Origin of the sequence: Streptomyces sp. NPDC005496 (genome assembly GCF_042872045.1) — a bacterium.
Classification (GTDB): Bacteria; Actinomycetota; Actinomycetes; order Streptomycetales; family Streptomycetaceae; genus Streptomyces.
Map to the genome: position 1 here is coordinate 552,325 of NZ_JBIAJQ010000005.1, position 16,166 is coordinate 568,490.

A 16,166-nucleotide genomic window follows, 5' to 3' on the forward strand; every position below is an offset into this window, starting at 1 on the left:
CCTCGGGCTCAGACGGAGGAGTTGAAGGCCGCGACCGCCACCCGGCCGGGGCCGCGCCGCTCGACGCCGTTCGACACGACACGGGTGAGAGCGGGAGAGGCGGCGCCGTTACTCTGCGCAGCCAGGCGTACCAGTGAGATCCGTTCCGGGCCGACGGCGGCCGTCTTCCCTGGCTCTTCGACCGCGGAGTCGTGGGATGCGTTCATGCGGACCTCATGTTCTTGTGCGTAAGCACGGACGGGGGTGAAGCCTTAGGTCTAACTAAACGTGCCCACGGGAAAACCGCCTGTTGAGATCGGGCCAGAACGCATCACGGCCGACGGGCGGTCTCAGGTGTCCCGTCGGCCACTGATCACGAGCAGACGACTACCAGCAAAGCGGGGAGTCAGCCAAACGTGACACGCTTCACACTCCAGGTGGGTGTCCGCGATACACGTCTTTGGCGGCACCGAGGTCAGAGCGCGGGTACGCCGTCAATTGGCAGGTCATGAGGATCGCCAACCGGCCGTGCGCGCCCGGCGATAATCGGTGAAACTTTACCGAGATTTGGTAATGGCCGCTGCGGACATGTACGGCAAAAGGCGGTTTGTTTCTACGTCCGGGGCCCGGGAGCGCATGACGGCGCCCCGCCCCCGCGTGGACGCACACGAGCGCGCCCCCGGTGACCGCCGGTGTCCCCGGCACGCCTCCAGTGGCTCTGGACGCGCCGTTGAGGACCTGGCCGATTTCCGCCCCGAATCCGTCACTCCGGGTGACGAAGCCGATCCGCGCACCCGGTGTTCTGGACGTACCCGACGCCCCTTTGGTTCCCGTTCCCCGGACTCCGGCGGTTCCCGTCCCGGGCTCCGGCGGTTCGCACCTCGAAGCTCCGGCCGGGCTCCAGCGGTTCGCGCGTCCGTCTCCAGCGCTTCCGCCCCCCGGCTCCGGGACGGCCGCCGCACGGACGCCCGCGTGCCGGTGCCGTTCCGGCTGCCCCGGGCCCCTCAGCCCGCCCGCATCCCGGCCGCCTGTCCCCGGCGGACGCCGCTTCCGGCGCCCGCGGACGGCACCGACCCGACTCCGGGGACCCGGCGCTCCTCCGCCCGCCGGGCAGCGGGCCCCATCGCGTACGACGCCGCCAGCGTCACCCCGCCGAGCAGTAGCCAGCCCGGTGTCCCCCACCCCACGAGCAGTGCCGTCAGGACCAGTGGGCCCAGGGTGCGGGCCACCGTGACGCCCGTGCCGAAGAACCCCTGGTACTCGCCCGTGCGGCCGGCCGGTGCCAGGTCGAAGGCCAGCTGCCAGGAACCCGCGGACTGCTGCATCTCGGCGGCCACTTGGAGGATCGCGCCCGCCACCAGCACCGCCGCCGCGACCCACGGCGCCGCCCCCGCGGAGAGGGCGAACACCGCGCACGACGCCAGCATCACGAACCCCGAGCGCCGGATCGCGCGGGTGGCGGACGCGACGCCGGTGACCGCGCGGGACATCCGGACCTGGAAGACCATCACCGCCCCGGTGTTCAGCACGAACAGCGCGGAGACCAGCCAGGCGGGCGCGTCGGTCCGCTCGGTGATCCACAGCGGGACACCGAGGCTGAGCAGCGGCATCCGCAGCAGGAGCACGGTGTTGAGCAGGGTGACCAGCGCGTACGGGCGGTCCCGCAGGACCCCGGGGCCGCGCACATGCCCGGTACCGGCGGGCGGCACCGGCGGCAGCCGCAGCAGCACCGCCGCGCACAGCAGGAAGCTCACCGCGTCCAGGGCGAAGACCGCGAGGTACGCGCCCCGGGTCCCGGCGTGCAGCGCGAGCCCGCCGAGACCGGCGCCCACCGCCAGACCGGCGTTCAGCGTCGACTGGAGGTGGGCGAGCAGCCCGGTCCGCTCCCCGGCGGGCACCAGCCCGGCCAGCAGCGCCTGCCGCGCCGCGGCGAGCCCGGACTGCGCGGAGGTGTAGACGCACGCCGCGACGAGGAAGGGCAGGAAGCCCCGGACGACGAGGAAGGACGCCACCGCCGCCGCGGTCGCGAGCGCCAGCAGCACCGCCGTGCCGCGCGCCCCGCGCCGGTCGGCCAGCCGCCCCAGGGGGACGCCGACGAGCGAGCCCACTCCCCAGGCGACGGTCAGCCCGAGGCCCACCCGCCCGGCCGGCAGTCCGACGACGTGCGTGAAGTACAGCGCCGAGGTGACGTAATAAGCGCCGTCCCCCACCGAGTTGCTCAACTGCGCGGCGGCTAGCACCCGCCGGGGGCCGGGCGGCGGGACGAGGCGACGGCCCTTGCCGGGGCCGTGCGCCGGATGCGGGGACCGGGCGGCGGAGTTCGTCATGGTCTCGACGCTATGGGCCCGCCGGACCGCTCGACAGGCCCATTCCGACGCCCTGTCACTGGTCCAATCAGGCGGCGCCGCTCTCCCTCACCTCGTGGACGCGCGCCCGCGCCGCAGCCCGCCCAGCACCCGCCCGAGCGCCTCCAGCGCCTCCGGGTAGACCCGCTCCCGGGGCGTCCCGTAGCCGACGACCAGTCCCTGCGGCCGCCCCTCACCCGGCGTGTGCCAGTGGTCCCCGAGACGCCCGACCGCGAGCCCTTCGCGGGCCGCGCGGTCCAGGACCTCCGCCTCGTCCGGCACCTCCACCAGGGCGTGCAGCCCGGCCGCGATCCCGCGCACCCTCCGGTGCGCCCCCAGCAGCGAGACGAGCTGGTCCCGGCGCCGCCGGTAGCGCAGCCGGCAGGCCCGCACATGCCGGTCGTACGCGTGAGCCGTCACCATCTCCGCGAGCGCCAACTGCCCGATGGACTCGGTGTGGTGGTCGCTGTGCAGCTTGGCGTCGGCCACCGCGTCGACCAGGTGCGGCGGCAGCACCATCCAGCCCAGGCGCAGCGCGGGACCGAGCGTCTTGGACGCCGTGCCCAGGTACACCACATGCCCGGGCGCCATGCCCTGGAGCGCGCCCACCGGCTGCCGGTCGTAGCGGAACTCCCCGTCGTAGTCGTCCTCGACGACGAGCCGGCCGTGCGCGCGTGCCCAGTCGGTGAGCGCCCGCCGCCGCTCGGGATGCAGGGTCACGCCGGTCGGGTACTGGTGCGCGGGCGTCACGACCACGGCGTCCTCGTCGCCCAACTCGGCCGCGCAGAGGCCCCGTTCGTCGACCGGCAGCGGCACGACCCGCCCGCCGGCCCGCCGGACCACGTCCCGGTGGAAGGGCAGCCCCGGGTCCTCCATGGCGACCACGCCGCCGTCCAGGACCCGCGTCAGGAGCGCGAGCCCCTGCACGTACCCGGACGTGATCACGATCCGCTCGGGCGGCGCGATCACGCCCCGGGCCCGGCCCAGGTACTCGGAGAGCGCCGTGCGCAGCTCGATGCGGCCGCGCGGATCCCCGTAGTCGTACGCCATGGAGGGCGCCGTCGCGATCGCCCGCCGCAGCGCCCGCAGCCAGGCCGCCGCCGGGAACGTGCCGACGTCGGGGCTGCCCGGCCGCAGGTCGAACCGGGGCGCACGCGTGTGCGGGTCGTCCGCGGCGGGCGCCATGCCGTCCGTGGGCAGCGCCGCCACCTCGGTGCCCGAACCCTGCCGGGCGCGCAGGTAGCCCTCGGCGACCAGCTGGTCGTAGGCGGCCTTGGCGGTCCCGCGCGACATGCCCAGCTCGGCGGCGAGCCGCCGTGTCGCGGGCAGCCGGGTGCCGGGGGCGAGCCGTCCCTCGCGCACGGCATCCCGCAGCGCCCGCTCCAGTCCGGCCCGGCGTCCCCCCGCCGCGTCCGGCTCCAGATGCAGGTCCACACCGACGCCGGACCAGAAGTCCTCCACGAAAAGCCGCCCCCCTGGACACACGTAGACATACGAACGGCCGGGCACCTTCCCGGTACCCGGCCGTCTTCCCGTACAGGCCGTGCGAACCCCTGGCTCAGGCCTTGAGTGCCGCCATCCACGCCTCGACCTCGTCGGAGCGGCGCGGCAGCGCGGCCGACAGGTTCCGGTTGCCGTCCTCGGTGACCAGGATGTCGTCCTCGATCCGCACGCCGATGCCGCGGTACTCCTCGGGGACGGTGAGGTCGTCCGCCTGGAAGTACAGGCCCGGCTCGACGGTCAGGCACATGCCCGGCTCCAGCGTGCCGTCCACGTAGGTCTCGGTGCGGGCCGCGGCGCAGTCGTGCACGTCCATGCCGAGCATGTGACCGGTGCCGTGCAGCGTCCAGCGGCGCTGGAGGCCCAGCTCCAGGACCCGCTCGACCGGCCCCTCGACGAGCCCCCACTCGACGAGCTTCTCGGTCAGCACGCGCTGCGAGGCGTCGTGGAAGTCGCGGTACTTGGCACCCGGGCGGACGGCCGCGATACCGGCCTCCTGCGCCTCGTACACGGCGTCGTAGATCTTCTTCTGGATCTCGCTGTAGCGGCCGCTGACCGGCAGCGTGCGCGTGACGTCGGCGGTGTAGAGCGTGTGCGTCTCGACGCCCGCGTCCAGCAGCAGCAGGTCGCCGGAGCGCACCGGGCCGTCGTTGCGCACCCAGTGCAGCGTGCAGGCGTGCGCGCCGGCGGCGCAGATGGAGCCGTAGCCGATGTCGTTGCCCTCGACCCGCGCGCGCAGGAAGAAGGTGCCCTCGATGTACCGCTCGCTGGTGGCCTCGGCCTTGTCCAGGACCCGTACGACGTCCTCGAAGCCGCGCACCGTCGAGTCGACGGCCTTCTGCAGCTCGCCGGCCTCGAACTCGTCCTTGACCAGGCGGGCCTCGGAGAGGAAGACCCGCAGCTCCTCGTCGCGCTCGGCGGTCACCTTGTCGCTCAGCGCCGCCTCGATGCCGGCGTCGTGGCCGCGGACGACCCGGACCGGTCCGGTGGCCTCGCGGAGCCGCTCGGGCAGCTCGCGGACGTCGGACGCCGGGATGCCGTACAGCTGCTCGGCCTCGGTCAGCGAGTGCCGCCGGCCGACCCACAGCTCGCCCTGGCCGGAGAGCCAGAACTCGCCGTTCTCGCGGTCGGAGCGGGGCAGCAGGTAGAGGGTCGCCCGGTGCCCGTCCGTGGCCGGCTCCATCACCAGGACGCCGTCCTCGGTCAGGTTGCCGGTGAGGTAGGCGTACTCGGTGGAGGCGCGGAAGGCGTACTCCGTGTCGTTCGAGCGGGTCTTCAGGTTGCCCGCGGGCACCACCAGGCGCTCGCCCGGGAAGCGCGCCGACAGCGCGGCACGGCGGGCCGCCGTGTACGCGGCCTGCGCGATCGGCTCCAGCCCGCGCAGCTCCGTGTCGGCCCAGCCGGACTTCATGTTCTCGGCGAGCTCGTCGGACACGCCCGGGTACAGGCCGTTCTTCCGCTGCTTGATCGGCTCTTCTTCGCCCGCTTCGTCAGCGGCATCGTCAAGCACGGCTTCCGGGGTCTCCGGTGTGAGCGCCTCCGACACGGTCTGCCTCCTCGTTACGACTCTGGACCACCCCCCATCGTACGGTCGTACGGAAGGGGGCCCAGGGCCATAGGACCTGTTACCCGCGGGGTCACGCACGGTGGTGCGCGCGTGCCGTCCGCGGAGGTCCCGGCAGGCTCACTCGAAGCGGGCGGCCAGCAGGACGACGTCCTCGTCGCTGTCGGCCTCGTCGAGACCGTCCGGCAGCACGGTCCGCAGGACGTGGTCGGCGACCGCGCCCGGGTCGCCGCGCAGCGCCCTCGGGACGCCGGCGGCGGCGGCGTGCAGCCGGGCGAAGGCGCGGTCCATGGGGTCGCCGGTGCGGTGCAGCAGGCCATCCGTGTAGAGGAGCACCGTCTCGCCTGGCCGGGCGTACATCTCGACGCTCGGCGCCTCCCAGCAGGCGAGCATCCCGAGCGGCGCCGACACGGACGTCTCGACGAACTCCGTGCGCCGGTCGCCGATGACCAGCGGCGGGCTGTGCCCCGCCCCGGCCAGCGTGATCTTGCGCAGCGCGGGCTCGCAGTAGGCGAAGAGGGCGGTGGCGGAGCGGGCGGGCTCGGTGAGCCGCAGCAGCAGCTCCAGGTCGGACAGGACGGCGACGGGATCCTCGCCCTCCATCACGGCGTAGGCCCGCAGCGAGGCTCTCAGGCGCCCCATGGCGGCGACCGCGCTGGGGCCCGCGCCGGTGACCGAGCCGACGGCGAGGCCGAGCGCCGCGTCCGGCAGGGGCAGGGCGTCGTACCAGTCGCCCCCGCCGCGCGGTCCGGTGCGGTGGCGGGCGGCGAGCTGGACCCCGGCGACCCGGGGCAGCCGCGGCGGGAGCAGCTCCTCGGAGATCGTCGTCATGCACGCGCGTGTGCGCTCCAGTTCCACCAGCCGGGCCAGGTGCTCGGTGGCGTAGCGGGCGTACAGGCCGATGAGGTGGCGCTGCCGCTCGACCGGTTCGGCGGGCTCGTCGTAGAGCCATACGGCGGCGCCCAGCCGCTCACCGGCCTCGGTGGACAGCGGCAGGGCGTAGCTGGCGGCGTAGCCGAGGCGGGCGGCGACCTCGCGGTGGCGCGGGTCGAGCCCGTCCTCGCCGAAGAGGTCGGGCTGGGCGATCTCGCCCTCGCCGCCGGGCAGTCCGTCCAGGATCCTGCCGTACGCCATGCTGCTGCGCGGGACGGTCTCGATGTGCCCGAGGTCGGCGCGGGCCAGGCCGAGGCCGATGGTGGTGTCCGGGCCGAGCCCGTCGCGCGGTTCGAGGACGACCAGGCCGCGGCGGGCGCCTACGAGGGTGGCCCCGGCGCGCAGGAGTTCCTGGAGGGCTTCGTCGAGCGACGCGGTGCGCGCGAGCCGCTCGGTGAGTTCGTGCAGGGTGGTGAGGTCGGAGACCCAGCCGGCGAGGCGGTCCTGGAGGACGGCTCCTGGGCCGGTGGGGGGCGGGACGGGAGGGGCCTCCGTGGGGGCGGGCGCGGGCGCGACAGTGTGTGCGGGCGCGGGAACCGTGGAATCGATTCCGGCCACTTTCGGAAGGTGAGGGGCGTTCATGGCATCCGGCTTTCCGACCGGTGCGTTTTGCTCGATAGCATCGCAAACCCCCATGTCATTCTGCGCCGCTAGCAGTGTCTCCACATGTACACGCACTCGTGAGGGGATGTCCAGCATTGTCCTGCTGGGATTCCTGGTGTCCGTGAGACACTTGCGGAAAAGCGAAGTTGGCTTAAAACTGCATCGGGTAACGGGTTATTGAGGTCGACTGGCCTTGCTCGACGGAGCGTCACAGCGGTCGTGATGGGTACGTACTCGGTGAAGGTCAGGGGTGGATCGGATCCACTCGGAACCTGGCAGCGGACCCGGGCGTCTTAACCACCGACGACCGTGCCCCATCCTCCCGTGGCGGAGGCGGCTGGACATATGCGCGACGGTAAAACGCCAGGCGCCGCCACCCCACGCCATGCCCATGCTTTTGCCAGACGCGGTATGGGTGTGGATGCAGCCAACGTTCGGCCCATAGGGGTTCCCCTTGCCTCGCGCAGGGGTGTGATGCGCCAGCAGGTACGCACAGTGAAGAGATCGACACATGGTGTGATGTGATCCTCGGTGTTGCCAGGCGTGCAACGGAAAGGAACGAGCGCTCATGCGCGAGATCCTCGGAAGGCGACGCAGGCTCCTGTCCAGGCGGAACAACCGGAGCCCTGAGATGCTCAGCGCGGCCCTGACCTTCGCGACCGAATGGCAGTGGCCCGTACTCCCGGGAGTGGCACCGGACCCGCGGGGGCGGGCCGGCTGCGGATGTCCCGACCCGGAGTGCACGGTGCCAGGTGCCCATCCCTTCGACCCCGGCCTCCTCGCGGCCACCACCGACGCGCGCATGGTGCGCTGGTGGTGGGGCAACCGGCCCTCCGCACCGATCGTGCTGGCCACCGGCGGCGCGGCCCCCTGCGCGGTGAGCCTGCCCTCTCTGGCGGCCGCCCGCGCGCTCGCGGCACTCGACCTCATGGGCATGCGCCTCGGCCCGGTCGTCGCCTCCCCCTCGCGCTGGGCGATCCTCGTCGCGCCGTACTCCCTGGAGCAGCTCGGCGAGCTGCTGTACGCCAAGGACCACGTCCCGGGCTCCCTGCGCTTCCACGGGGACGGCGGCTACATCGCGCTGCCGCCCTCCGAGACCGGCCAGGGGAAGGTGCGCTGGGAGCGGGCTCCGCTGCCGGGCTCGGCCGCGCCCTGGGTACCCGACGTGGAAGCCGTCGTGGACGCGGTCGTGGAGGCTCTCACTCGTACGGGTGTGAGCGCGCCCGAGTTGTAGGGGTGTCGGGCGCGCGGCGAACCGGGCGTCCCCTCCGGGCCGTTATGTTCCCTCGTATGCTGCGTCACTCCGGCGGACGGCCCCCGGACACCCGAAGAGTCCGCCTGCTCGCACTCGTCGGCTTCGTGGCGGCCGTGATCGCCCTTCCGCTCGCCGTGGCATCCGCGGGACCCGTCGGTGACGGCGGTCCCGCGGCCGTCCGCGCCCCCGTCCGCGACGACGCGAAGCGGGCGGCCCCCGCACCCTCGCGCTCGCCGCTGCTGCTCGGCCTCGGTCTCGCCACCGCGGCCTCCTGCGGTCCGGAACTCTCCTCCCCCGACGGCATCGAGGCGCAGACCTGTGTCCTGCGGCAGGGACAGGAGACCTGGGCGCGCACCTACTACCGCAACGCGACCGGCGAGGCGCTGAGCGCCGTCCTGACCCTCCTCGCGCCCGGTGGCCGCACCGTGCAGATCCACTGCGCCGTGGACGCCGGGGACGAGCCGGAGACGTGTGAGACGCCCAGGGAGCGCTCGGCGGACGAGCCGGCGTCGTACTCGGCGGTGGCGGAGTTCGCGAGGAGTGCGGGACGAGGGCCGCTGCTGCTGCGCTCCGGGAGCAACTCGGCCCGGCCGTAAGGCCGTTGGCGACAAGTGCGGAGCGGGGCGCCGACGGGCCGGCGCGGGATGCCGGAACCGGGCCATGAAAAGACCCGGTTGCTGGCGACGGGGGATGCACCAGCAACCGGGCTACGGGAACGGTAACAAGAGATCGGCGGTTCGCAAATTCGAACTCGGCTATTCAGACACCGATTTCCGTGCCAGGACCGGGAGTTGTGACAGGAGTCACCCCTCCCGGCGGACCTGACGAGCTGACCGGTCGGTCAGCGTGCCGCGGTGTGTCAGCTGAGCGTGACCTGTCGGTTGGTGAGACCGCCGCGTGCCCGGCGCTCGTCCGCGGTGAGCGGCGCGTCCGTCGCCAGGGCGGCCGCCAGACGCTCCGCGAACTCGGCCGCGGGCTTCTCGATGTCGTCGGCCGTGACCTCGCTCGGCAGGTCCCAGACCGGCACCGTCAGGCCGTGCGCCCGGAAGGAGCCGACGAGACGCGTGCCCTCGCCGAGACCCGATCCGCCCGCCGCGTGCAGCCGCGCCAGCGCGTCCAGAAGTTGCTCCTCGGGGTGCGGCATGACCCAGCGCAGGTGGTTCTTGTCCGGGGTCTCGCACCAGTACGCCGCGTCGACGCCGGAGAGCTTGACGGTCGGGATGGCGGCCGCGTTGGCCCGCTCCAGGGAGGCGGTCACCTCCGGCGTCGCGTTCTCCGCGTCCGGGACCCAGAACTCGAAGCCCGAGTGCACGACCGGCTCGAAGGCGCCCTCGGGGTCGAGCACGTCCTGCAGGCGCGGGCCGTCGGCGGGGGCACGGCGGCCCTCGACCGGCGTACCGGGCGGAGCCGTCAGGGCGCGCCGCAGGGTGTCGGCGAGGTCGCGGCTGATGTCGCCGGAGGCCGTGTCGTTCTGAAGGCCGAGCAGGACCGAGCCGTCGTCGCGGCGCAGCGCGGGCCACGCCATCGGCAGCACGGTGGCGAGCGTGACCGAGGGGACGCCCTCGGGCAGGCCCTCCTTGAGGGTCAGCTCGACGGTCGCCGCCGGCACCAGCTCGCGCAGCGCGACCCAGTCGCCCTCGCCGGGCAGGCCCTCGAAGGGGCGCTGCACCAGCTCGGTGACCGCGTGCGCGGCCGCCCGGCCGTGACAGGCCTTGTACCGCCGGCCGCTGCCGCAGGGGCAGGGCTCGCGCGCGCCGACCACCGGGACGGATCCCTCAGCGCCTGCGGCGCGGGCCCCGTCCTTCAGCTGCGGCTGCCTGGCCTTCGTCTGGGGTCGCTTCTTGGCCATCGTGGGTGTCTCCCGGTTACGGCTCGTCTCGTACGGGCGCGAGCCTAGCCGTTCGTACGACGAGGGACGGGACCCTGTGGACAACGCACCGGGTCGGCACGGAGCCGGTGCGTCGTCCACGGGGTGCCGGTCCACGGGCGCCCCGTGCCCGGAGCGCGACTTCCGGCCGGGGCGCGGCCTCGGCCGGACCCGGTCTCCCGCGGGACCCGGCGTCCTGCTCCGGGCCCCGGGGCGGTTCCTCAGTCCAGGTCGTCGAACACGTCCGCGAAGTCGAGTTCGGGGACGCACGACACGTGCGGTGACGCGACGCGCGTAGCGAAATCGTCACGCCGGTGCGCGCTCAGGACGTCGTCCTGGACGACGACCCACACGGTGACCTCTCCGCGGGTGTCGTCGCGGACGCCCCAGTCCTTGGCGAGCGCCGTGATGATGTTCAGCCCGCGGCCGCCGCGTGCGGTGACCGAGGGCGTGGCCGGAACCGGGCGGGTCGGACCACCGCCGTCCGTGACCTCGACCGTGAGCCGCCCCGCCGGATCGACGCGCCAGGCCGCGCGGACGTCACCGTCACCCGCCATGGCGTCGCCCAGCGGACGGCCGTGACGGCACGCGTTGCTCAGTAGTTCGGAAAGGATCAGTACGGCATCGTCGATGACCGGTTCCGCCACTCCACCGGACCGCAGCTGGTCCCGCATCCGGTGTCTCGCTTGTCCCACGCCCGCAGGGCCATGGGGTACGGCCATGCTCGACGACGTGGGCACCTCCTGTGCCACCACCAACGCCACCCCCGAGACCTCCTTTGCCCCACGCCACGGTGTGAATGCCCTCTTGGACTGGACCGGAAACCGGCCAACACACGTCTGCTGACGCACTCGTAACGATCGAATACGGAACGAACGCGCCGGTGCACTCCCTGTGACGAATGGCTGGTTGTCGGTGGCGGGTAACCGGGGTGCCGGGCGGTTTCGTCAGCGGCCCAGCCGGTCCAGGACGGCGCGCGGACGGTTGGTGATGATGGCGTCGACGCCCAGGTCGGCGCAGAGGTCGACGTCCTCGGCCTCGTTCACGGTCCACACGTGCACCTGGTGGCCGTTCTTCTTCAGCCGCTCGACGTAGCCGGGGTTGCCGCGCACGATCCGCATCGAGGGGCCCGCGATCCGGACACCGGCGGGCAGCCGTCCGTCGCGCAGCCGGGGCGAGACGAACTGCAGCAGATAGACCGTCGGCACGTTCGGGGAGGCGGCCCGGACGCGTTGCAGGGAGCGCGCGGAGAAGCTCATGACGCGCACCGGGGACTCGGCGGCGGTCTCGGGTGCGTCGAGGCCGAAGCGCTTCAGGAGAACGAGGAGGCGCTCCTCGACCTGTCCCGCCCAGCGGGTGGGGTGCTTGGTCTCGATGGCCAGTTCCACCCGGCGGCCCGCGTCGGCAACGAGTTCGAGCAGCCGCTCCAGGGTGAGGACGGAGGTGGCCTCCGGGTCGCCGGGGCCGTGCTCCCAGTCCGGGGCCTCGTCGCCGTTCTTCCAGGAGCCGAAGTCCAGGGCCGCGAGGTCGGCGAGCTCCAGCGCGGAGACGGCGCCGCGTCCGTTGGACGTGCGGTTCACGCGGCGGTCGTGGACGCAGACGAGGTGACCGTCCGCGGTCAGCCGCACGTCGCACTCGAGGGCGTCGGCACCGTCCTCGATCGCCTTCCTGTACGCGGCCAGCGTGTGCTCGGGTGCCTCTTCGGAGGCGCCCCGGTGAGCGACGACCTGGATCGGGTGCTGTCGTGCGAGGGTCACCGCGTCATGGTGCCACCGCCGAGGGGTGGACGTGCAGGCGGAGACGTCAGGAATACATTCGTTTTGTCTTAACCGTCCGATATAAAGGATGGCCCCGGACGCACAGGCACCGCTTATGGTGCTCTGACGGCCGGTGGGAAAAGCTGACGGCATACAAAAGCACATGCACAGCTGAATCGCGCCGGGTCGTCTACAAGCGTGAGCGAGCGTGACCGAGTGCGACCGAGAACAACAGCCGTGGACCGAGGAGAAGAGCTGTGAGCACCGAGAACGAGGGCACTGCGGTACCCCCGGCCCCGTCTGCACCTCCTGTGCCGGTGGACACTCCCGCTGCTTCCGCGCAGAGCCCTGCGCCCGAGGGAGGCGCGCCGACGACTCCGCTCCCGCCGGTGCCGCACGGGCAGCCCGGTGCGTCGGAGCACGGCCAGGCGGCCGCCGCGGCGAACGCGCCGTACGCCTCCGCGGGTGCCGGGGCTCCGGGGACCTCCGGGGCGGGGCACGCCGGGCCGGCGCAGGGCTACGGCGAGCACGGGCAGAACCAGGGATTCGGCGGACAGGGCCAGGGGGCGACCGGCACCCCGTCCGCGGCCGAGGCCGGCTGGCCCCCGCCCCCGCCCGCCACTCCCTCGTATGCCGACGGCGGTTCGGGGTCCGGCGGCTGGGGCTCCTCGTATCAGCAGCAGGCCGCGCCGGGGCGCAAGTCCGGACGCGGCGGCCTGGTCGCCGCGGTGCTCGTGGCCGCGCTGCTCGCGGGCGGTGTCGGCGGCGGCCTCGGCTACTCGCTCGCCAAGGACGACGACGGCGCCACGGACTCGACGACCGTGTCCGCCTCCGGCGGCGGCGGCGACTTCAAGCGCGACGCGGGGACGGTCGCGGGCGTGGCCACCGCCGCGCTGCCGAGCACGGTCACCATCGAGGCGGAGAGCAGCAGCGGAGAGGGCGGCACCGGCACCGGCTTCGTCTTCGACAAGCAGGGCCACATCCTGACCAACAACCACGTCGTGGCCGAGGCCGTCGACGGCGGCAAGCTGAGCGCCACCTTCCCGAACGGCAAGAAGTACAACGCCGAGGTGGTCGGGCACGCGCAGGGGTACGACGTCGCCGTCATCAAGCTCAAGAACGCGCCGTCGGACCTCAAGCCGCTGCCCCTCGGCGACTCCGACAAGGTCGCCGTCGGCGACTCGACCATCGCGATCGGCGCGCCCTTCGGCCTGTCGAACACGGTGACGACGGGCATCATCAGCGCCAAGAACCGCCCGGTGGCCTCCAGCGACGGCAGCGCCAGCAGCAAGGCCTCCTACATGAGCGCCCTGCAGACCGACGCCTCCATCAACCCGGGCAACTCCGGCGGCCCGCTGCTGGACGCCAAGGGCTCGGTCATCGGCATCAACTCCGCGATCCAGTCCACGAGCGGCGGCGGCCTCGGCGGCCAGAGCCAGTCCGGCTCGATCGGCCTGGGCTTCGCGATCCCGGTCAACCAGGCCAAGTACGTCGCCCAGCAGCTGATCAAGACCGGCAAGCCGGTGTACGCGAAGATCGGCGCCTCCGTCTCCCTGGAGGAGGGCACGGACGGCGCGAAGATCTCCGAGAAGGGCGTCAGCAACTCCGACGCCGTCGAGGCCGGCGGCCCCGCGGACAAGGCGGGACTGAAGCCCGGCGACGTCATCACCAAGCTGGACGACCTGGTGATCGACAGCGGCCCGACCCTGATCGGCGAGATCTGGACCCACAAGCCCGGCGACACCGTCGAGCTCACGTACACGCGCGACGGCAAGACCCGCACGGCGGACGTCACTCTGGGCTCGCGCCAGGGCGACAGCTGACCGGCAGAGCGCCCCGGACCCACGGCGCCTCCGGGCCACGGAGGCGCCACGCGACCCGTTAGTCTTGTCCCCGCGCGTCCGGTGATCGCCGCCCGCGCGGGGTGGGTTGCCCGAGCGGCCTAAGGGAACGGTCTTGAAAACCGTCGTGGCAGCGATGTCACCGTGGGTTCAAATCCCACACCCACCGCAGCAGCTCAGAAGGTTGCAGGTCAGAAGGGGTGCCACTCTTTGGAGCGGCACCCCTTCTGCGTGGCCCTGTCTCACCCTGATTCGCCGGTGCCCACTTCTGGCCAGTGTGTGCGGGCAGTGGACACTGGCGTCATGCTCTCGCCACAGCGGTTTCGGGATGCTCGGCACACGAAGTACGACTTCGTCGAGCATGTGCTCGTGCGCTGTCCGAAGTGCGCCGGGATCGCACATGTCACCCCGGCTGTAGCCGCGCCCATGCACACCGTTCCCTCGCTGTTCGCGCGTCGCCGTCTCGTATGCAGGGCGTGCGGGCTGTCCCGCGAGGTTGGCGGGGGAGGATTCCGACTCTTTCGTGGCCGGGGTGAGGCGACGGATCCCTACTTCGGGCTGCCCTTGTGGTTGCAGACGGAGACGCGGCACGGGCGGATCTGGGCCTACAACCCCGAACACCTGGCGGTGATCCGGAACTTCGTCCAGGCTCCGTTGCGTGAGCGGGCCCCGTGGGATGCGCCAGGCAAGAAGCTGACGCTTGTCGCGCGGCTGCCGACCTGGGTCAAGAAGGGCAAGAACCGAGACGAGGTCCTGCGTGTCATCGACCGGTTGTGGTCGATGCTGGTCTGACCAGTCCGGCCGTATACCGGGCGACACCGCTCGGTCCGTAGCCCCCCGCGCATACCCGACGACCGTCGGTGAGTGTGTCGTCCGGGGGGTGGTGGGGAACGACGTCAAGAGCGTTGTGATCGGTCTTGGTGTTCGGGGTCGGGAGGCGTCATCTCACGGAGTCGGCGGTTGCCGTACGGCGGCGGTTCGGGCGGGTTTCCGCCGGACCGGGTCTGGTACACGTCGTACGGCTCCAACATGCACCTCGGCCGGCTGGCCTGCTACGTCCGTGGCGGGCGGCCTGCCGGGGCGAGCCGGACGTACCCCGGGTGCAGGGACCGCAGGATGCCGGCGCGGTCCGTCGCCGTGGAACTCGCCGGCGCGGTGTACTTCGCCACCGCGTCGCCCGTGTGGGGCGGCGGCCGGGCGTTCTACGACCCGCTCGCGCGCGGCCGGGTCCTCGCCCGGGCGCATCTCGTCACCGTGGAGCAGTTCTCCGACATCGCCGCCCAGGAGATGTACCGGGCCCCCGGCGCGGACGTCGATCTCACGGAGGTGCTGGCCCACGGCCGGGCGGCTCTCGGGGACGGGCGCTACGAGACGCTCGTGCGTGTCGGCAGCGTCGACGGGCTCCCCCTGCTGACCTTCACGGCACCGTGGAAGCTCGGCGAGGTCGCGCCGCATCCGCCGTCCGCGAGCTACGTGCGCTGTCTGGCCACCGGGCTGCTCGCGACGCGGGCCTGGGACGCGGAGACCGTCGCCGCGTACGTCGCGGGGTGTTCCGGCGCGTCGGGCCGCTGGTCCGTGGACGCGGTCAGGGACCTGCTGGAGGCGAACCGCTTCGAGGAACCGCTTCCAGGCGCGTGACCCGGGCACCGTGAAGGTGCGTGATCGGGGCCTCGGCGGTGGGTGACCTCGGAGCCCGTGCGTGAGGCCGGCCCGCCCCCGCACCCGGGGCCCTCAGCGGTTGGCGTACAGGACTGTCAGTTCGCCTGAGAGGGCGGAGCGGACGTTGCGGGTGACCTCGTCGACCAGCACCTCGGGCTCGTCGGCGCGCAACGCCTCCATCGTCATCTCGGCCACGTCCTCCGCGAGGATCTTCGGCGAGTCGACCTCCGCCGCCAGGTCGGTGTCGACGTACCCCGCGTGCACCCCGACCACCAGCGTGCCCTGTTCCCGCAGCGCCAGCCGGAAGGCGTTCGTCAGGGACCACTGGGCGGACTTGGAGGCCGCGTAGCTCGGGAAGCGGCGGTTGGCCACCCAGGACGCGACGGACAGCATGTTGACGACCGCTCCGCCGCCGTTCGCGGCCAGTACGGGAGCGAACGCCCGCGTTACCGCCCAGGTGCCGAAGTAGTTGACCTCCATCTCGCGCCGCGCGCCCTCGAACGAGCCCTCCAGGAGGGACGGGCCACCGGTGACCCCGGCGTTGTTGACGACGATGCTCACGTCGCCGGCGGTGCGCGCGGCCTCCGCGACCTGTTCCTCGTCGGTGACGTCCAGCCGCAGCGGCACCAGCCCCGAGTCCCGGAGGCTCTCAGGGTCCCGGACACCGCCGTAGACCTTGGCGGCACCATGCGCGAGCAGCGCCCGGCCGAACGCCAGCCCGATGCCGCGGTTGGCTCCCGTGACCAGGGCCACCGAACCCTTGATCTCCATGATCACCCTCCTCGGGGCGGAAGGGGGCGCCCGGCGTGGGCCGTCGGGCACCCTCGGACCACCAGGCTATGGCCGCCCGTGCACGTCGGCAC

The 16,166-nt window shown here is 72.7% G+C and carries 14 protein-coding genes and 1 tRNA gene; 6 read left to right on the forward strand and 9 right to left on the reverse strand.

What is annotated here, in order from left to right:
- Nucleotides 1-8: 8 nt before the first annotated feature.
- The 5 genes from fxsA to ACFYQQ_RS18555 form a co-directional block, all read right to left on the reverse strand.
- Nucleotides 9-206 carry an FxSxx-COOH cyclophane-containing RiPP peptide gene (fxsA, locus tag ACFYQQ_RS18535; protein WP_355790202.1) on the reverse strand — a complete coding sequence of 66 codons (198 nt, stop codon included), beginning with the start codon at nucleotides 204-206 and terminating at the stop codon, nucleotides 9-11.
- Between the two features lie 777 nt (nucleotides 207-983).
- Nucleotides 984-2,306: an MFS transporter gene (locus ACFYQQ_RS18540; protein WP_355790199.1), complete on the reverse strand. Its 1,323-nt coding sequence runs from the start codon at nucleotides 2,304-2,306 to the stop codon at nucleotides 984-986.
- A gap of 87 nt (nucleotides 2,307-2,393) precedes the next feature.
- Nucleotides 2,394-3,785, reverse strand: coding sequence for a PLP-dependent aminotransferase family protein (locus tag ACFYQQ_RS18545; RefSeq protein WP_356163646.1), 1,392 nt, complete (start codon nucleotides 3,783-3,785; stop codon nucleotides 2,394-2,396).
- A gap of 97 nt (nucleotides 3,786-3,882) precedes the next feature.
- Nucleotides 3,883-5,370: an aminopeptidase P family protein gene (locus ACFYQQ_RS18550; RefSeq protein ID WP_388904847.1), complete on the reverse strand. Its 1,488-nt coding sequence runs from the start codon at nucleotides 5,368-5,370 to the stop codon at nucleotides 3,883-3,885.
- A 138-nt stretch (nucleotides 5,371-5,508) separates the two neighbouring features.
- Nucleotides 5,509-7,020, reverse strand: coding sequence for a PP2C family protein-serine/threonine phosphatase (locus ACFYQQ_RS18555; protein WP_355789499.1), 1,512 nt, complete (start codon nucleotides 7,018-7,020; stop codon nucleotides 5,509-5,511).
- Nucleotides 7,021-7,492: 472 nt separating this feature from the next.
- Between ACFYQQ_RS18555 and ACFYQQ_RS18560 the strand changes: the two genes are divergently transcribed.
- Together ACFYQQ_RS18560 and ACFYQQ_RS18565 are read left to right on the forward strand one after the other, a co-directional pair.
- A complete protein-coding gene (locus ACFYQQ_RS18560; protein ID WP_355789502.1) occupies nucleotides 7,493-8,158 on the forward strand; it encodes a bifunctional DNA primase/polymerase in 666 nt (221 codons plus the stop codon).
- 56 nt (nucleotides 8,159-8,214) lie between these two features.
- Entirely contained in the window at nucleotides 8,215-8,775 is a 561-nt protein-coding gene (locus ACFYQQ_RS18565; protein WP_356238116.1) for a hypothetical protein, read from the forward strand.
- A 263-nt stretch (nucleotides 8,776-9,038) separates the two neighbouring features.
- On the opposite strand, the gene ACFYQQ_RS18570 is transcribed toward ACFYQQ_RS18565, so the two are convergent.
- The 3 genes from ACFYQQ_RS18570 to ACFYQQ_RS18580 all read right to left on the reverse strand — a co-directional run bounded on the left by ACFYQQ_RS18570 (nucleotide 9,039) and on the right by ACFYQQ_RS18580 (nucleotide 11,803).
- Nucleotides 9,039-10,028 carry a DUF5926 family protein gene (locus ACFYQQ_RS18570; RefSeq protein ID WP_355786639.1) on the reverse strand — a complete coding sequence of 330 codons (990 nt, stop codon included), beginning with the start codon at nucleotides 10,026-10,028 and terminating at the stop codon, nucleotides 9,039-9,041.
- 239 nt (nucleotides 10,029-10,267) lie between these two features.
- Nucleotides 10,268-10,810 (reverse strand): ATP-binding protein, encoded by a 543-nt coding sequence (locus ACFYQQ_RS18575; RefSeq protein ID WP_388904848.1) that lies wholly within the window; start codon nucleotides 10,808-10,810, stop codon nucleotides 10,268-10,270.
- 183 nt (nucleotides 10,811-10,993) lie between these two features.
- Nucleotides 10,994-11,803, reverse strand: coding sequence for a glycerophosphodiester phosphodiesterase (locus tag ACFYQQ_RS18580; protein WP_355786645.1), 810 nt, complete (start codon nucleotides 11,801-11,803; stop codon nucleotides 10,994-10,996).
- A gap of 257 nt (nucleotides 11,804-12,060) precedes the next feature.
- Here ACFYQQ_RS18580 and ACFYQQ_RS18585 point away from each other — a divergent pair, with 257 nt between their 5' ends.
- The 4 genes from ACFYQQ_RS18585 (at nucleotide 12,061) to ACFYQQ_RS18600 (ending at nucleotide 15,282) form a co-directional block, all read left to right on the forward strand.
- Nucleotides 12,061-13,626 (forward strand): S1C family serine protease, encoded by a 1,566-nt coding sequence (locus tag ACFYQQ_RS18585; RefSeq protein ID WP_388904849.1) that lies wholly within the window; start codon nucleotides 12,061-12,063, stop codon nucleotides 13,624-13,626.
- A gap of 100 nt (nucleotides 13,627-13,726) precedes the next feature.
- Nucleotides 13,727-13,813 (forward strand) — tRNA-Ser (locus ACFYQQ_RS18590).
- A gap of 134 nt (nucleotides 13,814-13,947) precedes the next feature.
- Nucleotides 13,948-14,436 carry a hypothetical protein gene (locus ACFYQQ_RS18595; RefSeq protein ID WP_355784307.1) on the forward strand — a complete coding sequence of 163 codons (489 nt, stop codon included), beginning with the start codon at nucleotides 13,948-13,950 and terminating at the stop codon, nucleotides 14,434-14,436.
- A gap of 324 nt (nucleotides 14,437-14,760) precedes the next feature.
- Nucleotides 14,761-15,282 (forward strand): histone deacetylase, encoded by a 522-nt coding sequence (locus ACFYQQ_RS18600; protein ID WP_355784305.1) that lies wholly within the window; start codon nucleotides 14,761-14,763, stop codon nucleotides 15,280-15,282.
- Between the two features lie 93 nt (nucleotides 15,283-15,375).
- Here ACFYQQ_RS18600 and ACFYQQ_RS18605 read toward each other — a convergent pair whose 3' ends face one another.
- A complete protein-coding gene (locus tag ACFYQQ_RS18605) occupies nucleotides 15,376-16,074 on the reverse strand; it encodes an SDR family oxidoreductase (RefSeq protein ID WP_355784302.1) in 699 nt (232 codons plus the stop codon).
- Nucleotides 16,075-16,166 lie beyond the last annotated feature (92 nt).